The organism is Ruegeria sp. AK11, assembly GCF_056541095.1.
In genome coordinates this window covers 1-15,741 of record NZ_JBQFXU010000010.1, presented here as the reverse complement: position 1 = coordinate 15,741, position 15,741 = coordinate 1, and the positions used below count along the sequence as shown (strand labels likewise).

At 59.4% G+C, this 15,741-nt stretch carries 16 protein-coding genes; 8 read left to right on the top strand and 8 right to left on the bottom strand.

What is annotated here, in order from left to right; genetic code table 11:
* Positions 1–4 precede the first annotated feature (4 nt).
* Entirely contained in the window at positions 5–415 is a 411-nt protein-coding gene (locus ACR0D9_RS17175; RefSeq protein ID WP_480506396.1) for a nuclear transport factor 2 family protein, read from the bottom strand.
* Positions 416–507: 92 nt separating this feature from the next.
* Between ACR0D9_RS17175 and ACR0D9_RS17170 the strand changes: the two genes are divergently transcribed.
* On the top strand, positions 508–1,155 hold the full coding sequence (locus ACR0D9_RS17170; RefSeq protein ID WP_267363583.1) for an RluA family pseudouridine synthase: 648 nt from the start codon (positions 508–510) through the stop codon (positions 1,153–1,155).
* 2 nt (positions 1,156–1,157) lie between these two features.
* Here ACR0D9_RS17170 and ACR0D9_RS17165 read toward each other — a convergent pair whose 3' ends face one another.
* Entirely contained in the window at positions 1,158–1,349 is a 192-nt protein-coding gene (locus tag ACR0D9_RS17165) for a hypothetical protein (protein ID WP_267363584.1), read from the bottom strand.
* Between the two features lie 104 nt (positions 1,350–1,453).
* Between ACR0D9_RS17165 and ACR0D9_RS17160 the strand changes: the two genes are divergently transcribed.
* The 4 genes from ACR0D9_RS17160 (at position 1,454) to ACR0D9_RS17145 (ending at position 4,415) form a co-directional block, all read left to right on the top strand.
* Complete coding sequence (locus ACR0D9_RS17160; protein WP_480539597.1) at positions 1,454–2,146, top strand: helix-turn-helix transcriptional regulator; 693 nt, start codon at positions 1,454–1,456, stop codon at positions 2,144–2,146.
* Between the two features lie 125 nt (positions 2,147–2,271).
* Positions 2,272–2,943 carry a YiaD family glycine zipper/OmpA-like lipoprotein gene (locus ACR0D9_RS17155; protein WP_480484182.1) on the top strand — a complete coding sequence of 224 codons (672 nt, stop codon included), beginning with the start codon at positions 2,272–2,274 and terminating at the stop codon, positions 2,941–2,943.
* 122 nt (positions 2,944–3,065) lie between these two features.
* Positions 3,066–3,608, top strand: coding sequence for an NADPH-dependent FMN reductase (locus ACR0D9_RS17150; RefSeq protein WP_480488644.1), 543 nt, complete (start codon positions 3,066–3,068; stop codon positions 3,606–3,608).
* A 15-nt stretch (positions 3,609–3,623) separates the two neighbouring features.
* Positions 3,624–4,415 (top strand): HTD2 family dehydratase, encoded by a 792-nt coding sequence (locus ACR0D9_RS17145; protein WP_480539595.1) that lies wholly within the window; start codon positions 3,624–3,626, stop codon positions 4,413–4,415.
* On the opposite strand, the gene ACR0D9_RS17140 is transcribed toward ACR0D9_RS17145, so the two are convergent.
* On the bottom strand, positions 4,407–5,441 hold the full coding sequence (locus tag ACR0D9_RS17140) for an NAD(P)/FAD-dependent oxidoreductase (protein ID WP_480539593.1): 1,035 nt from the start codon (positions 5,439–5,441) through the stop codon (positions 4,407–4,409). The genes ACR0D9_RS17145 and ACR0D9_RS17140 overlap by 9 nt on opposite strands.
* Before the next feature lie 55 nt (positions 5,442–5,496).
* On the opposite strand from ACR0D9_RS17140, the gene mnmC2 reads away from it, so the two are divergent.
* Together mnmC2 and ACR0D9_RS17130 are read left to right on the top strand one after the other, a co-directional pair.
* On the top strand, positions 5,497–6,162 hold the full coding sequence (gene mnmC2 / locus ACR0D9_RS17135) for a tRNA (5-methylaminomethyl-2-thiouridine)(34)-methyltransferase MnmC2 (RefSeq protein WP_480539591.1): 666 nt from the start codon (positions 5,497–5,499) through the stop codon (positions 6,160–6,162).
* Complete coding sequence (locus ACR0D9_RS17130) at positions 6,159–7,028, top strand: DMT family transporter (protein WP_480484082.1); 870 nt, start codon at positions 6,159–6,161, stop codon at positions 7,026–7,028. The genes mnmC2 and ACR0D9_RS17130 overlap by 4 nt, the downstream gene beginning before the upstream one ends.
* Here the strand turns inward: ACR0D9_RS17130 and ACR0D9_RS17125 are convergent.
* Complete coding sequence (locus tag ACR0D9_RS17125; RefSeq protein WP_480539589.1) at positions 7,002–8,975, bottom strand: lytic transglycosylase domain-containing protein; 1,974 nt, start codon at positions 8,973–8,975, stop codon at positions 7,002–7,004. The genes ACR0D9_RS17130 and ACR0D9_RS17125 overlap by 27 nt on opposite strands.
* Positions 8,976–9,108: 133 nt before the next feature.
* Here ACR0D9_RS17125 and dapA point away from each other — a divergent pair, with 133 nt between their 5' ends.
* Positions 9,109–9,981: a 4-hydroxy-tetrahydrodipicolinate synthase gene (gene dapA / locus ACR0D9_RS17120; RefSeq protein ID WP_267363596.1), complete on the top strand. Its 873-nt coding sequence runs from the start codon at positions 9,109–9,111 to the stop codon at positions 9,979–9,981.
* A 133-nt stretch (positions 9,982–10,114) separates the two neighbouring features.
* Here dapA and ACR0D9_RS17115 read toward each other — a convergent pair whose 3' ends face one another.
* The 4 genes from ACR0D9_RS17115 to pta all read right to left on the bottom strand — a co-directional run bounded on the left by ACR0D9_RS17115 (position 10,115) and on the right by pta (position 15,739).
* Positions 10,115–10,987: a dimethyl sulfoxide reductase anchor subunit family protein gene (locus tag ACR0D9_RS17115; RefSeq protein WP_480488650.1), complete on the bottom strand. Its 873-nt coding sequence runs from the start codon at positions 10,985–10,987 to the stop codon at positions 10,115–10,117.
* Positions 10,987–11,736, bottom strand: a complete 750-nt coding sequence (locus tag ACR0D9_RS17110) for a 4Fe-4S dicluster domain-containing protein (RefSeq protein ID WP_480488652.1) — start codon at positions 11,734–11,736, stop codon at positions 10,987–10,989. The genes ACR0D9_RS17115 and ACR0D9_RS17110 overlap by 1 nt, the downstream gene beginning before the upstream one ends.
* Positions 11,737–11,845: 109 nt before the next feature.
* A complete protein-coding gene (locus tag ACR0D9_RS17105) occupies positions 11,846–14,665 on the bottom strand; it encodes a molybdopterin oxidoreductase family protein (protein ID WP_480539587.1) in 2,820 nt (939 codons plus the stop codon).
* A 90-nt stretch (positions 14,666–14,755) separates the two neighbouring features.
* Positions 14,756–15,739, bottom strand: a complete 984-nt coding sequence (gene pta / locus ACR0D9_RS17100) for a phosphate acetyltransferase (protein ID WP_480539585.1) — start codon at positions 15,737–15,739, stop codon at positions 14,756–14,758.
* Positions 15,740–15,741: the final 2 nt, after the last annotated feature.

Genomic DNA, 15,741 nt, shown 5'->3' with positions numbered 1-15,741 from the left:
CAGGTCACGTCAGGGCGTTTTTGAATTCCAGAAAACGAGCGTCAGTCATCACGCGCGCCATCATCGCCTCGCGCAAAGCGCCGACTGTTTTGTAGGGGCGCATGGCGACTTCGAAGATTTGGATCAAACCGTCCTCGTTCAGCGTAATGAGGTCAACGCCAATGCCGTCCAGATCTCCAATCTTGCATTGAAACTCCAGCGCCCAATCGTTGCCGGCGCCCATGATCCGGCGATACCGGAAGTCGGAAAAGACCTGCCCGACATGGCCAAGAACGGCAGCCACAGGTGCGCGCCCGGTCCAGGTGCTGAAATAGGTTGGTGGAAGGAACTTCACATCTTCGGCCAGCAGATCGTGGATCAGCGCCTCATCGCCCTTGGCGACAACCTCTTGTAGTCGTTCAATTGTCGGGTGCATGTCCTGTCCTCCTGCGCAGAAGTTCACCGAACATGGGCGGACGCGCAAGGACGACGTTGCGGGAAGAAGCGTGCTGAGATAGGCAGGCCCGCATGAGCGAAACCTATGCCCCCCCGCAAACCGCGCTGGACGTGCTGCACGAAGATGCGCAGCTGATTGTGGTGAACAAACCGTCGGGTCTGCTTTCCGTGCCGGGGCGGGGCGATCATCTGGCTGATTGCCTTCTGACACGCGTGCAGGCGGCTTTCCCTCAGGCGTTGCTTGTGCATCGACTGGACCGGGACACATCAGGTGTCATGGTTTTTGCCCAAACACCCCATGCGCAACGGCATCTGAGTATGCAGTTCGAAAAGCGGCAGACCCGGAAAACCTATATTGCCCGTGTCTGGGGGCGGATGGAGCCAAAGACCGGCACGGTTGACCTGCCGTTGATCGTGGACTGGCCCAACCGACCCAGACAAATGGTGTGTCATGATACGGGCAAACCTGCGGTCACCGATTGGCGCGTTGTGAAACATGAGGGCGAGACCTCTCGCGTGCGTATGTTTCCTAAAACCGGGCGGTCTCATCAGCTGCGCGTTCATATGCAGGCATTGGGTCACCCGATCCTGGGCGATCCGTTCTATGCAACAGGTGCGGCGAGGGAGTTTCCCAGATTGATGCTGCATTCCGAAGAATTGCGCCTGAAGCATCCCGAGGGCGGGCATTCGATGAAGTTTCGCGCCCTGCCCGATTTCTGATCTCAGGCAATTCTGGCCCACAGCATCTTCAGGTTGCCCAGCGAAATGCGTCTTGTTCGTTTCGTCGAAACCGATTGGCGGCGATGGCGCTCCTGCGCGATCTCACGTTCAATCTCGAAGGCACGCAGTGTGTGGTCCTGTGACCATTGGCCAAGTTTCAGTGTCATCATGACGTGGTTGTCGAGGTGCGGCATTTCTTGGCTCCTTGTGTGATATCCCCCCATAATCGCGCGTCACTGCTGACAGCATGTTGTCAGTGGGGTGTGCTAGGGTGTCAGCAGAGTGTCAGGAGAATGCGATGCGCCGTTCGACCCGTTTGTTTGAAATCATCCAGATCTTGCGGGCCGCAAGTGCGCCGGTCACGGCAGAAGCACTGGCCACCCGGCTAGAGGTGTCCAGCCGCACTGTCTATCGTGACATTGCCGAATTGCAGGCCCAGCGAACACCTATCGAAGGTGAGGCCGGTGTCGGTTACATGATGCGGCGCGGTTACGATCTGCCGCCTCTGAATTTCGACGCGGAAGAGGTTGAAGCCCTGTGGGTTGGCCTGTCTCTTCTGGCGCGCACCGGCGACAGCCACCTGCAGCGCGCCGCCAGTCGGATCTGTCAGAAGATCGATGCGCTGCATAGCCCGACTGATTGGTTGCAGGTTTCACCCTGGGGGGCTCCGGCGGATGATCCCGAGAAGGGGTGTGTTTCTGTTTCGCATTACCGCGAAGCTATTCGGGCAGAACGGAAAATCCGCATCACTTACGTAGATGGTGAAGGCGAACAAACCATCCGCGTGGTGCGCCCACTGGCGCTGATCTATCACGTCGAATGTTCGTTGCTGGCAGGGTGGTGCGAGATGCGAAACGGCTTTCGCCATTTCAGAACCGATCGCATCTGGTCCAGTGAATTCACTGACGAAGGATTTCTGGGGCAAGGTAAATCTTTGCGCGATCTCTGGCAGGAGCAACAGCTCGCGGGCACGTTTGCGGAACCGGTATGAATGACCTTTGGCGGGTATTCGCCGATTTCACCGCATTGTTGCTTGAGCCTGTGAGCAAGCACAGTGATATACTGGGTGAAATGGATCAAGCCCGAAGAACGGGTACCGGAGCAGAAGGTGATATCATGACGATTTCAAAGTTTTTCCTGGCGACAGGCTTGTGTTCAATCATGGCCGTGACGGCCTGTACCGATCCGGGCACCCTGACCGTTCAGAACGACCCCAACAAAAACACCAAGCAGGGTGCGGTTCTAGGCGGCCTTATCGGTGCGGGTGTCGGCGCGATTGCCAATAATTCGAACCCGGGTCTTGGGGCGCTGGCCGGCGCCGCCATTGGTGCCGCCGGTGGCGGTCTGATCGGCAACCAGTTGGACAAGCAGGCTGCCGAGTTGCGCCAACAACTGGCGAATGACGGGATTACAATCGTCAATGCGGGTGACCGGCTTATCGTGACTGTCCCGAATGACATTACGTTTGACACAGACAGCTCGACCGTGCGCCCGGCGCTGCGGGCGGATCTGGTGAAAGTGGGCCAGAACCTTGTCAACTATCCCAACTCGAACGTGCAGATTATCGGTCATACCGACAGCGATGGTGACGCGTCTTATAATCAGGGTTTGTCCGAGCGTCGCGCAAACGCGGTCGCGGATATCCTGCAAGCCAATGGTGTCAGCTACAGCCGTATCAGAACCTACGGTCAGGGTGAAAACAACCCGGTCGCGTCCAACCTGACGCCGCAAGGAAAAGCGCAAAACCGTCGAGTTGAGATTGTTGTGGTCCCCAGCGGAAACGCGTGATCCTGAAACGCGGGACCGGTCTGGCCCGGCCCCTGTTGCGCAATGACTGTGCGTCAATGGGGGTTTGGTCAGGGTCAATCTCGGTCTAACTATTGGGAAACACTGAAACGGAGTTGTCCCTGATGTCTCAACCGACCCTGCTTGGCCTGTCCGGCTCCCTGCGCAAGGGCGCGACGAACCGCAAACTGCTGCGCGAAGCGGCCCGGTTATTCGACCCTGTCAGCTATACCGAAGCAGACCTGAACCTGCCGCTTTATGATGGCGATCTGGAGGATGCCGAAGGGATACCGGCACCTGTTCAGATGCTGGCCGACCAGATCGGGCAGGCAGATGCGGTGATCATCTCGACGCCCGAGTACAACAAAGGGCCTTCGGGTGTTCTGAAAAACGCTCTGGACTGGGTCAGCCGGACGAAAGGCAATCCATGGGCGAGCAAGCCGGTTGCTGTAATGTCGGCTGCGGGTGGCCGCGCCGGCGGGGAAAGGGCACAGATGATCCTGCGCGCCTGCATGGTGCCCTTTCAGCCCCGCATCTTGCAGGGTCCGGAAATCCACCTCGCCGACAGTTCGAATGAGTTCGACGATCAGGGAAGGTTGTTATCCGAGCGATACGAAAACTCGCTGCACATGCTGATGCAGAAACTCAGGGCCGAGGCCGGTTTCTGAGCTTGGACTGCCCATATGTTGGAACAGCGTCAAAGCGATATCCTTGACCCGGCCCGTGCAGCGTCGTTTCAGGTTGCGTTGGGCTCTGAGCCAACAATTGCCAAAGGCTCAGCTCTGCCGCCATTCTTCCATCAGCTCTATTTCTGGGCGCCGCAACCGCCTGCCGAGCTGGGGCGGGATGGGCATCCCAAGGTGGGTGGCCTGATCCCGGATATGGGATTGCCCCGCAGAATGTGGGCCGGTGGGCAATTGGAATATCATGCACCGCTGATCGCGGGTGTCCCTGCTGACAGGACATCGGTTCTTGAAAACCAAAGCGCAAAAGCGGGCCGGTCCGGCCCGTTGGGTTTTGTCACGTTGCGGCACGAGATACGGCAAGGCGGCCAACTTTGTCTGACAGAATGGCAGGATCTTGTTTATCGTGAAGACCCCGCACCGGGTGTGATGACTCCGGCGCCGCCCCAATCGCGCACGGATGAAACGGATATCCGCGCGGTCGAGTTTAATTCCACCCTGCTGTTTCGCTATTCGGCGCTGACCTTCAACGGCCATCGCATTCACTACGATCTGGACTATGCGCGTGATGTGGAAGGATATGCAGGGCTGGTTGTGCACGGGCCACTTCTGGCGCAGCTTCTGATGCTGTTTGCAGTTGATCTTGGCGGACCACTCAAATCGTTTTCTTTCCGTGCGACCTCACCGTTGATGCATTTCGAGACTGCACAGCTGTGCCGGAACGGTCAGGACATGTGGGTGCGCGGCCCGGACGGGCGGCAATGCATGAAGGCTGTGGCCCTATTACAGTGAGACTTCGGGGCGGAAGTCATCGGGGATCGAATCCCGGTCCTCCAGCATCAGATCGGCCATAACCTCGGCAACTTTCGGAGCCATGCCAAAGCCGATCTTGAAGCCGCCATTGGCGATGAACTGGCCCTGGTGCAATGGATGCAGGCCCAACATCGGGGCGCGGCTTTTGCTGCGGGGACGCACCCCGGCCCAACGTTCGATCACCTCGGCCCCGTGCAAAAGCGGCAGCGCGCGCGTGGCGCGGTCTATGACATCGTCCAAAGCACCGTCTGTGCTGGTCGGGTCGTCATAATCCCGTTCAGACGTTGATCCGATTGCAAGCGTTCCGTCCGCATGTGGCACGATATGGACCGCATCTGCGAATAGCTGTGGCATCTCTCCTGCATCAAAGCGCAACAGGGCGGCCTGGCCTTTGACACCGTTTCCGACGGTTTTTCCGTAGGCGTCGTTCAGTTCCAGTAATCCTGCTAGGCCCGTGGCGTGGACAACCTGTCCTTTATCATCAGCGTTACTGACAACGTGAACGCCCATCACCTCAAGGGCTGCAACCAGAGCGGCGCAGGCCCGCCGGGGATGCATGCGCGCTGTCAGTGTATCGCGGATGACAAAGCCGGTGGGGCTGGGCGGGCACCACGATCCGGCCTGCGATGTGCTGATCACCCGCCACTCTGCCAGCCCCTGCCAAAGTTGATCGGCTGAACCTTCGCGTTGCCGGGCCAGATCAAGGCTGCGGGTGTCAGGAATGGGTTGAAGACGGCCCAGACGGCCATAGCCGGGGGAAACGCCGCCGGTACCCTCGACCTGCTGCCAAAAGGGTTCGGCCATGATCAGGCTGTCGAATTGAAAAGCTTTCTTGGCATTCCAGTTTTCGGGCACATGCGGGGCCAAGGCCCCCACCAGACCGCCACTGGACCCGGAGCCCGGCCCAAAAGGGTCGACAACCTGTACCTTCGCGCCCCGCCGGGCGCAGGTCCAGGCGATGGACAGGCCGAAAATTCCTGCCCCGCGAACCGTTACATCGACCATTGCCAATTCCCTTTTCCTTGTTCAGTGTCGCGCCGCTTAGCTACAGGATTCCCCGATGGCAGACCAGCATGCCGAATTGACGTGGACCGAGGATCAGATACCGGTCTCGGACCGTTTCGACGATCCCTACTACTCGTTGCAAAACGGGCTGGAAGAGACGCGCCATGTGTTTCTGGCAGGCAATGATCTGCCAGAACGCTTTGCGCCGGGGTTTCATATTGCCGAGTTGGGCTTTGGCACCGGTCTGAACCTGCTGACGGTTTGGTCTGAATGGGAGAAATCCGGCCAAACAGGCCCGCTTCGGTTCACCAGTTTCGAAGCCTTTCCCATGGCCACGGATGATATGCGTCACGCGCTTGAGGCCTTCCCCGAGTTACACCCGTGGAGCAGCCGGTTTCTAGCCCATTGGACAGGTCACGCCTGCAATCTTGAAACCCTTCAATGCGAAGTGATCATCGGCGATGCGCGCAACAGCCTGCCGCAATGGGCAGGCATGGCCAACGCCTGGTTCCTTGACGGGTTCTCTCCGGCTAAGAACCCTGAATTGTGGGGGGCAGAGCTGATGCAGCAAGTGGCGGCGCATACTGCCACCGATGGCACGGCAGCCACATATACGGCCGCCGGGTTTGTTCGCCGCGGGCTTCAGGATGCCGGTTTCACCGTCACCCGTACATCCGGCTATGGCCGCAAGCGGCACATGACGCGGGCGCTCAAGGCATGACGCAGAAAAACAATGCAGGTGCGGGTATCGCCCTGATGGTGGGCGCGACGATTGTCTTTGCCTTGCAGGACGGTATCTCACGCCATTTGGCCGGAACCTATAACACCTACATGGTGGTGATGATCCGCTATTGGTTCTTTGCGGCCTTTGTCATTGCATTGGCGGCGCGATCTTCCGGCGGGTTAAGGGCGGCCATGCAGACGAACCAGATGGGGCTTCAGATACTGCGGGGCCTGCTGCTGGCCACCGAGATCTGCGTCGCCGTGTTCGGTTTCACAGTGCTCGGTCTGATCGACAGTATGGCCGTTTTCATAAGCTATCCCCTGCTTGTCGCCGCGCTGAGCGGTCCGGTTCTGGGTGAAAAGGTTGGATGGCGGCGCTGGGTTGCGATCGGTGTCGGTTGCATTGGTGTTCTGATCATTCTGCAGCCGGGCGTTGGTGTTTTTGATCCTTGGGCCGTCATACCGCTGATCTCGGCGTTTTTGTTTGCGATTTACGGCCTGCTGACGCGCTACGTCGCACGTCAGGACAGCACGGCCACCAGCTTTTTCTGGACCGGCGTTGTTGGTGCCATCGCCATGACCCTTTTTGGAATGTGGTTCTGGGAGCCAATGGCCCGCAGCGACTGGCTGTGGATGGCGTTGCTGTGCGTCAGCGGGGCAACGGGGCACTGGCTGCTGATCAAATGTTATGAGATGGCCGAAGCCAGCGCCGTCCAACCCTTCGCCTATTTCCACCTTGTCTGGAGCGCGATTCTGGGGATTTCGATCTTTGGTGAAAAACTGCGCCCCGAAGTTGTCACGGGCGCAGCGATTGTTGTGGCCGCAGGTCTGTTTACCTTATGGCGCGAACGCCGCCAGCGATGATCCGATCAGTTCCTGCGAAAACGGAACCGGCAGGGCGGGCTGCCCCAGACGGGCGCGGTAGACCGGCAGGCTTTCGGTCACGCGCATCACATAATTGCGCGTCTCATTGAACGGAATGGTCTCAATCCAGTCTACGATATCCACCTCACCGGTGCGCGGATCACCATAGCGTTCCATCCACGAGATCGGGCGCTTTGGACCGGCATTGTATCCAGCCGCCATCATGACGACATTCCCGTTGAACTCGGTTGCAAGGCCCGAAAGATAGTTGGCGCCAAGCTTGGCATTGTATTGCCAGTCCGACGTCAACCGACCGGTCTGATGGCCGCTGAGTATCCCCAGTTCTCCAGCCACCAGCTTGGCTGTTGCAGGCATCACTTGCATCAGGCCGCGCGCCCCCGCGCCGCTGACGACAACCGGATCAAATTCGCTTTCGCGCCGCGCGATGGCCAGCGTCATTTCCTTGGCCATTGGCAGGCGCATGTCGGCCACCGGATGAACCGGGTAATAGGCCGCAGGCAAAACGGTGCCCGTGGTCGCTGCCCGCTTGGCGATCATCACGGCCAGATGTGGCTGTTTCAGCTCAATCGCAAGGTCGCCCAACTGATTGGCCTGCACAGGGTCAAGACCTTCGACAAGATGGGTCAGGAACCTCTCGGACAAGTTGTCTTCGCCGGCCTTGAGCAACAGCAGCCCGGCTTCCAGAACGCTGGAATCGGCGAAATCTGCCTGACGCCAATGCGGGGCGCGACGCGGATTGGCCAGTTCCTTGTCAAATGGTCGTCCGATCCGTTCCGCCGCCAGAAGACCATAAAAAGAGGTCTGATGGTCCGCGCCCATGGCGTAGGCCTCATAGGCTTTGTCTGCGTCCCCAAGCTCGGCGTAAGCCCGCCCCAGCCAATAGCCGCCGCGCCCTTTCGAGATTGGCGATTGCACGGCATCCGAAAAATTCTGGAAGTGTCGCACGGCTGTGGCGGGGTCATTCAGTTTGCGCAGGGCCAAAAACCCGGCCAGCCACTCCAGATCCGCATAGGAATATCCCATTTCCGGGGTCATATGGTGCTTGGCCGCTACGTCATAAGCACGCGCCGCCCGCCCCGATCGCATCTCGAGCCGGGCCAGACGGCGACGACCCTCGGCCCATTTGTCAGGCTCGCCCAGGGCTTCCGGTCCGCTTGACCGTGCCAGCATCAGGTCGACGGCGCTGTCATCCAGTTCTTTCTTGTCCCGCCAGACAAAACGGTCGAATGCCAGCCCCGGCGTATCTGCCAGCGACTTCGGCACCGCCGCCACCTTGCCGTCAACGCCTGGCTGGCGTTTCTGCAATGCGATCCGCGCTTCGGCCAACTTGCGCTCGTCGGTGCTGACTAAGGGCAGCATCTGTTCTGCGCTGACCAAATGGCCATCCCACAGCATCCGGTCCAGCCGCGCGGCATTGTGCGGCTTCAGCAGTTTGGCAAAATTCTCCAGATAGTCCTTTTGCAACCCCGACCCCATCGGCATGGTACGCCAGGCTGTCACGATATCGGCTTCCGCCTCGCCAATGCGCCCTTTGGCCTTAAGGGCCACCGCATAGTTCAGCGCGCCTTCAGCAGTCTGAGGGGGCAAGCCAGCGTAAAACTTCAGAACTCTGTCGGGATCGGCCCCGGTAAAGACCGGCTCGCTCTTGCGGCGCAGCCAGTCCAGCCCGGGCCAGTCCGGGCGGCGTTCGAGAAACACCAGCACATCGCCCGAGCTGCCAAATCCCTCACGTAACCAGTGCCAGACGATGACATCGCGCGAGACCGAGCCGCGCTGGCCCGATACGCGCAGCGCCGCATTCCAGTCGCCCTTGCGCATTTCATACAGCCCGGAGCGCAAATCATCGGCCGCATCCGCGCGTGCGGCTTGCGGTGTCGTCACTGCGTATAGAATCAAACCGGTCAACAGTGCCAGAAAGCGTGTCATCCCTTGCATTTCCCAACCAACCGAGGATAGAGCCTGTGAGGATAAACCCTGCGCCGGCGGGATCAACTCACAAAGCTGGAAACGTGAGTGACCAGGGCGCAAAAACCGCAATATGCACCTTAAGGAGCGTGTCATGTTCAAAGGCTCGATGCCAGCCCTCGTCACTCCGTTCAACAACGGCGAGTTGGACCTGAAGACGCTTAAACATCTGGTTGAATGGCAGATCTCCGAAGGCTCGACCGGGCTGGTGCCTGTTGGAACCACCGGCGAAAGCCCGACGCTCAGCCACGACGAACACGAAACGGTCATCGAAGAAGTGGTCAAAACGGCTGCTGGCCGTGTTCCGGTTATTGCCGGTGCCGGGTCGAACAACACGGTCGAAGCCGTCCGGTTCGTTCAGTTCGCCGAAAAAGTTGGTGCCGATGCGGCGCTGGTTGTCACGCCTTACTACAACAAACCGACTCAACGCGGCCTGATCGCGCATTTCCAAGCCCTGCACGAGGCTGCGGATATTCCGATCATCATCTACAACATTCCCGGGCGATCGGTCATCGACATGACCCCGGCCACCATGGGCGAACTGGCCCGGTTGCCGCGTATTGTCGGTGTCAAGGATGCGACGGGCGATCTGGCGCGCGTCAGCCAGCAGCGCGCGATCTGTGGCAAGGACTTCTGCCAGCTATCCGGTGAAGACGCCACTGCACTGGGTTTTAACGCCCATGGCGGTGTCGGATGCATTTCAGTCACCGCAAACGTGGCTCCCAGGCTATGCGCCGAATTCCAGCAGGCCACATTGTCGGGCGATTATGCAAAGGCACTGGAATACCAGGACAAGCTGATGCCGCTGCACGAAGCGATCTTTATAGAACCCGGGTTGGTCGGCGCCAAATACGCGCTCAGCAAACTGGGCCTTTGCAGCACCGAAGTCCGCTCACCTCTGACTGAGCTGGAAGACAACACAAAAGCCGCGATTGATGCGGCAATGGCACACGCGGGCCTCATCTAACCCGGCCTTCAGAAACCGGAAAAGGCGGCCTCGACTACCGAGTGCCGCCTTTTTGGTTTTCAGGATCCAAACTTCATCTGGCCAAAAATATCCCGGGGGAGTCGCGGCTTGCCGCGGCGGGGGCAGAGCCCCCTCAACGCTTACCGTAGTAAAGCCCAACGACATGTTCAGCCTGCGCAAAGAACAACCAGCGCGAGGTCGCGACACCTGCCAGATGCGATGCCACGGCTAGCAGGGCCAGGAAATGATTGAATGGCAGGACCAGCAACAGAACCGGCAGGGCAAAGGCGAATACAAACGAGATCACCCGTAGCTTTTCGGCATGTTTGCGCCCGACCACATGAACAAACTCGCGCAGCAGATAGTTGGTACCGGTATGCGGTGGCTCGAAGGCTCTGACTGTGCCCCGGTTACCCAAACCTGTCGCCGTGCCCAGATCCGTTCCGGATGCCTCCAGCGCTTTGTCGCCATTCTTCCAATACAAGAATTGAACCAAAGCGGCGATCAGCAGAAGCGGAATAGCAACACGTGTCTGGCCCGCCAGCAACGCACCACCCGCCAGGCTGAAGCTCAGGAACATGGCGGGGGTCAGGTTCATATTCCAGCGCGGGATGGTCTTGAGTTGCGTGTAGATCATCGATGTCGTGAACACGGTCGCCAGTGACATCAACGCTCCGACCCAACCCAGCAGGCTCCAATGCCGATCCAGAAACACTACGCCAATCGCATAAAGTCCCATGACGACCAGGGCGAGCACGGCACACCAGCCCTCACGGCTAAGCCAGCTGGTTTTCCATTGGGTAAAAGCCTTCCAGGCCCGTTCCGGGTGGCCGAGGTGGAAGGTCGAGGCCATCAGCCCTCCGACGGCCAGACCGTAAGCAATGGCGAAGAACACAAAGGCCACCCAACCCGAGACAGCCGGAAACCCCAGGCCAAGAAAGAACAGCAGTCCAAATCCCAGACCGGACAGGGTGGTGAACAGAATGACGGAGGGTGCGGGATGCATCAGAGTTTCTCCAACGTCTTGTCGAGCCAGCCAAGGAACCCTTTGGGTTCTTCAGCGACAGGTGCCAACAGGGGGGCCAGGATGTCGATCTGGTCTTCCACCGTGTCTTTCGGGCGCGGCGGCAGATATTTATTGACGGGTTTGGTGCCCATTTCGGGCATCAGGTCCATTCCGCCGCGTTCCGCAACAAGCTTGCTGACGTCGCTGTCCGGATCACCCAGATCGCCAAAGTGCCGCGCGCCCGCCGGGCAGGTTCTGACACAGGAGGGGATCCGGTCCACCTCGGGCAGGTTCTCGTTATAGATCCGGTCGACGCAGAGGGTGCATTTCTTCATCACCCCCTCGGCCTTATCCAGTTCACGCGCGCCATAGGGGCAGGACCAGGCACACAGGCCGCACCCGATGCAGTCGCTTTCATTGACCAGCACGATGCCATCCTCGGTTCGCTTGTAGCTGGCCCCGGTCGGGCAGACGGTGACGCAGGGCGCGTCTTCGCAATGCAGGCAGGATTTCGGGAAATGGATCAGTTGCGCGTGCCCTTCCGCCGGTTGCACCTCGTAGGAATGCACGCGGTTCAGGAAAGTGCCCGACGGGTTGGCACCATAGGCGTCCTGATCGGACAGTGGCGCGCCATAATTTTCCGTGTTCCAGCCCTTGCAGGAAATCACGCAGGCATGGCATCCAACGCAGGTGTCCAGGTCGATCACCAGACCTATCTTGCGCTCGGTTGAGTTCGGTAGCTGGGTCATGTCAGGATACCTGTGCTGTTGAGGACGGGTGAGGGGGCCAGCCCCCTCTTGAGCCTGCGGCTCAATTCACCCCCGGGATATTTGTGGCCAGATGAAGCGCGGATCCGGGTCATTTGCCCACCTTCCAAGCCAGATTGTCGGGGCCAGTTCCGACCGGTGATTTGATCGGGTCAAAATGAGGTTGGCTTTGGGCATCGGCGGGCGCGTCGGCCTTTTCGATTTTCACCTTCAGGTCAAACCATGCGGCCTGACCAGTTATGGGGTCAGAATTGGCCCAGCGTAGCCCGTCGCCTTTTGGCGGCAGCAGTTCGTGGATCAGGTGGTTCAGCAGGAAACCCTTTGTGGCCTCCGGCGCGTCATGCTGCAGGGCCCAGGCGCCTTTGCGCTTGCCGATGGCGTTCCATGTCCAGACGGTGTTGTCGTTCAGCGCGGCCATTTCCATCACAGGGACGGTGATCTCACCATGAGGGGATGTGATTTTAGCCCAATCTCCGTCGCTCAGCCCATGCTTGCGCATCAGCCTAGTCGGAACATAGAGCGGGTTTCGCCCGTGCAACTGCCGCAGCCAGGCGTTTTGCGTGCCCCAGCTGTGATACATCGCCATCGGGCGCTGAGTCAGCGCGTTGACAGTGAAGCCGTCGTTGCCCTGCTGGTCGGTTTCGTACCAGATCGGAAGCGGGTCCATTGTGTCTTTGATCCGCTGGCGCAGATGATCAGGCGGCTGTCGGTCGCCATGGCCTTCGGCTGCCAGCTGAAACTTGCGCATTGGTTCGGAGTAAAGCTGGAATATGTATGGCTGCGGGCTGTCATAGAGCCCCATGCCCACGGCCCAGTCCTGATAGGCTGTATTCCATGGTTTGTAGTAATCCGCGCCTTGCGGGATATGCGCCACGTAGAAGCCACCGTTTTCGATATAGCGGTTCAACTGATCCGGGTTGACCTCTCCGCGCCCTTCCTTGTCGGCGTTTTCACCGCGGAATCCGGCCAGCGGGCCAATACCCGGCTTGCGTTCGTGATTGACGATATAGTCGGCGTAATCGACCCATTTTGCGCTGCCGTCTTCATGGGTGAAACCCGGGAGCTTCATGCGGTTTGCGAGATCGATCAATACTGACTGAAACCCGCGCACGTCACGGTCCGGTTCGATCACAGGCCAGCGGATGGCGTCAGCGGCCGCGTCCGCCTCGCAAATCGGGCGATCCAGCAGCGAGATACAGTCGTGGCGTTCGAGGTAAGTAGTATCCGGCAGGATGAGGTCCGCGTAAGCCACCATCTCGGAAGAATAGGCGTCTGAATAGATGATGCGCGGGATCACGTAATCGCCGTTTTCATCCTTGTCCGTCAGCATCTCGATGACACCCGTGGTGTTCATGGTCGAGTTCCAAGACATATTGGCCATGTACATGAACAGCGTATCGATCTTGTACGGGTCGCCCGCATGTGCGTTCGAGATCACCATATGCATCAGCCCGTGGCTGGACATCGGGTTTTCCCAGGTGAACGCCTTGTCGATCCGTGCGGGGCTGCCATCTTCCTTCAGTGCAAGGTGTTCCGGACCGCGGACGAACCCCAAGTGCGGGCCATCCAAGGGCGAGTTGGGCGTCACCTTGCAATGCGGTGTCGGGTGCGCCTCGACCGGTTTGGGGTAGGGGGGCTTGAAGCGGAAACCGCCGGGAACCTCGACCGTGCCCAGGATGATTTGCAGCACGTGCAGAGCGCGGCAGGTCTGGAAACCATTGGCATGAGCCGAAACGCCGCGCATCGAGTGCATCGCGACAGGGCGGCCGATCATCTTTGTGTGTTTCTCGCCCCGGAAATCGGTCCATTCGTGATCCAGTTCGAATGCCTCGTCAAAGGCGACGCGCGCCAGTTCCGCGGCAATCGCGCGAATGCGCTTGGCGGGAATACCGCATGTTTCGGCAACGGCTTCGGGCGCGTGCTCCTCGGACAGGTATTTTTCCGCCATCAAGTGAAATACAGGGCGATGAACGACACCGTCGTTTGCGTAGACCGCCGACAAATCCGGGCGAACGCCAGGCGTATCGAAAGCCGTCAGCTTGCCTGTATTCCGGTCGATGACCAGAGGCTTTCCGTCATCGTCGCGCAGGAACAGGCCTTTTCCGGCGCCTTCGGACGCGTTCACCAAAACCGGGGCATTGGTATAGCGGCTGAGATAGTCGAGATCGATCTTTCCGGCTTTCATCAGCACATGGATCAACGACAGGATGAACAGCCCGTCAGTTCCCGGTGTGATGCCGACCCAATCATCAGCGACGGCGTTGTATCCGCTGCGGATGGGGTTGACGCCGATAACACGTGCACCGCGCGCCTTGATCTTTCCAATACCCATTTTGATCGGGTTGGAGTCGTGGTCTTCGGCCACGCCAAACAACATGAACAGTTTGGTGTGGTCCCAATCAGGCTGGCCGAATTCCCAGAATGCGCCGCCCATCGTATAAATGCCGCCCGCAGCCATATTGACCGAACAAAAGCCTCCATGCGCCGCATAGTTGCAAGTTCCGAAATTTTGCGCCCAGAAGCTGGTGAAGCTCTGGCTTTGGTCCCGTCCGGTGAAAAAGGCCAGCTTTTCCGGGTTGTCTTTGCGGATTGGCTCCAGCCAGCTGACCGCCAGTTCCAGCGCTTCGTCCCAGCTGATCTCTTCAAATTCACCCGAGCCACGCGGGCCGACCCGTTTCAGTGGCTTGCGCAGGCGCGAGGGGGCATTGACCTGCATGATCCCGGCGGATCCCTTGGCACACAGGACACCCTTGTTCACCGGGTGGTCGCGATTGCCTTCGATATAAGCAACCTTGCCGTCTTTCATGTGGACGTTGATGCCGCATCGGCAGGCGCACATGTAGCAGGTGGTCCTGCGGATTTCGTCCGAGACTTTCGGTGACGTATCAAGGATCGGCTGCTGATGGGTCATTTGCGGGTCCAATTGGTTATGTCAGGAGGATTTTGTCAGTTTCCTCGGTACTTTAGAACATCGTTCCGGGAACGGTGCGAAAATTAAGTGTTACAGTCCAGTTGCCTGCAGCGCGGTCACGGCGATCATCTGGGTCACATCCTCGGCGCTGCATCCGCGGGACAGGTCGTTGGCGGGTTTGGCCAGCCCCTGCAAGACCGGACCAATGGCGGTGTAGCCCCCCAACCTTTGGGTGATCTTGTAGCCGATATTACCAGCATCAAGGTTGGGAAAGATCATCACGTTGGCCTGCCCGGCGACTGACGATCCCGGCGATTTTCGCTCGCCAACCGAAGGTACAAAGGCGGCGTCAAATTGCAATTCACCGTCGACATTCAGGTCCGGCGCGGCCTGGCGCAGCGCCTCAGTGGCCTCGATCACTTTGTCCACGTCGGGATGCTTGGCGCTGCCCTTGGTGGAAAAGCTGAGCATCGCGATTTTTGGATCGACCTGCAGCAGCGTCCGGGCCGATGCGGCGGATGCGATGGCGATCTTGCTCAGCTCGCTCGCGGTCGGATTGATGACCAGCCCGCAATCGGAATACAGCATCGCCCGCGCCCCGGGCTGAGCGTTTTCCGGCGGGTACATCAGGAAGAAAGACGACACCATTCCTGCATCGGGGGCCATGCCAATCACCTGGATCGCCGCACGGACGATTTCGCCGGTCGTGTGAACGGCCCCTCCTACGGTGCCGGTGGCACGTCCGCTGCGCACCAGCATGGCGGCATAGACGGGGGGTGTTTCAACGGCGGCACGGGCCTTGGCCCGATCGACGCCTTTATGCCGGCGCAGTTCGAAAAAGGCCTCGGCAAACTCTTCGGTCAGGTCCGAAGTCTTGGGGTCATGGATATCAACGCCCCGAGAGGCAGCAGCCCCCTGATCTTTCAGGGCTGCTTCGACCTCGGCGTACGGGCCAACCAGAATGATATCGGCCAGATTGGCCCTCTGCGCGTTGATGGCCCCTTTTGTGATGCGGGGGTCGTTGCCTTCGCTGAGGGCGATTATGGGACGGGTGGCCGGAGCGTTTTGCCGCAACA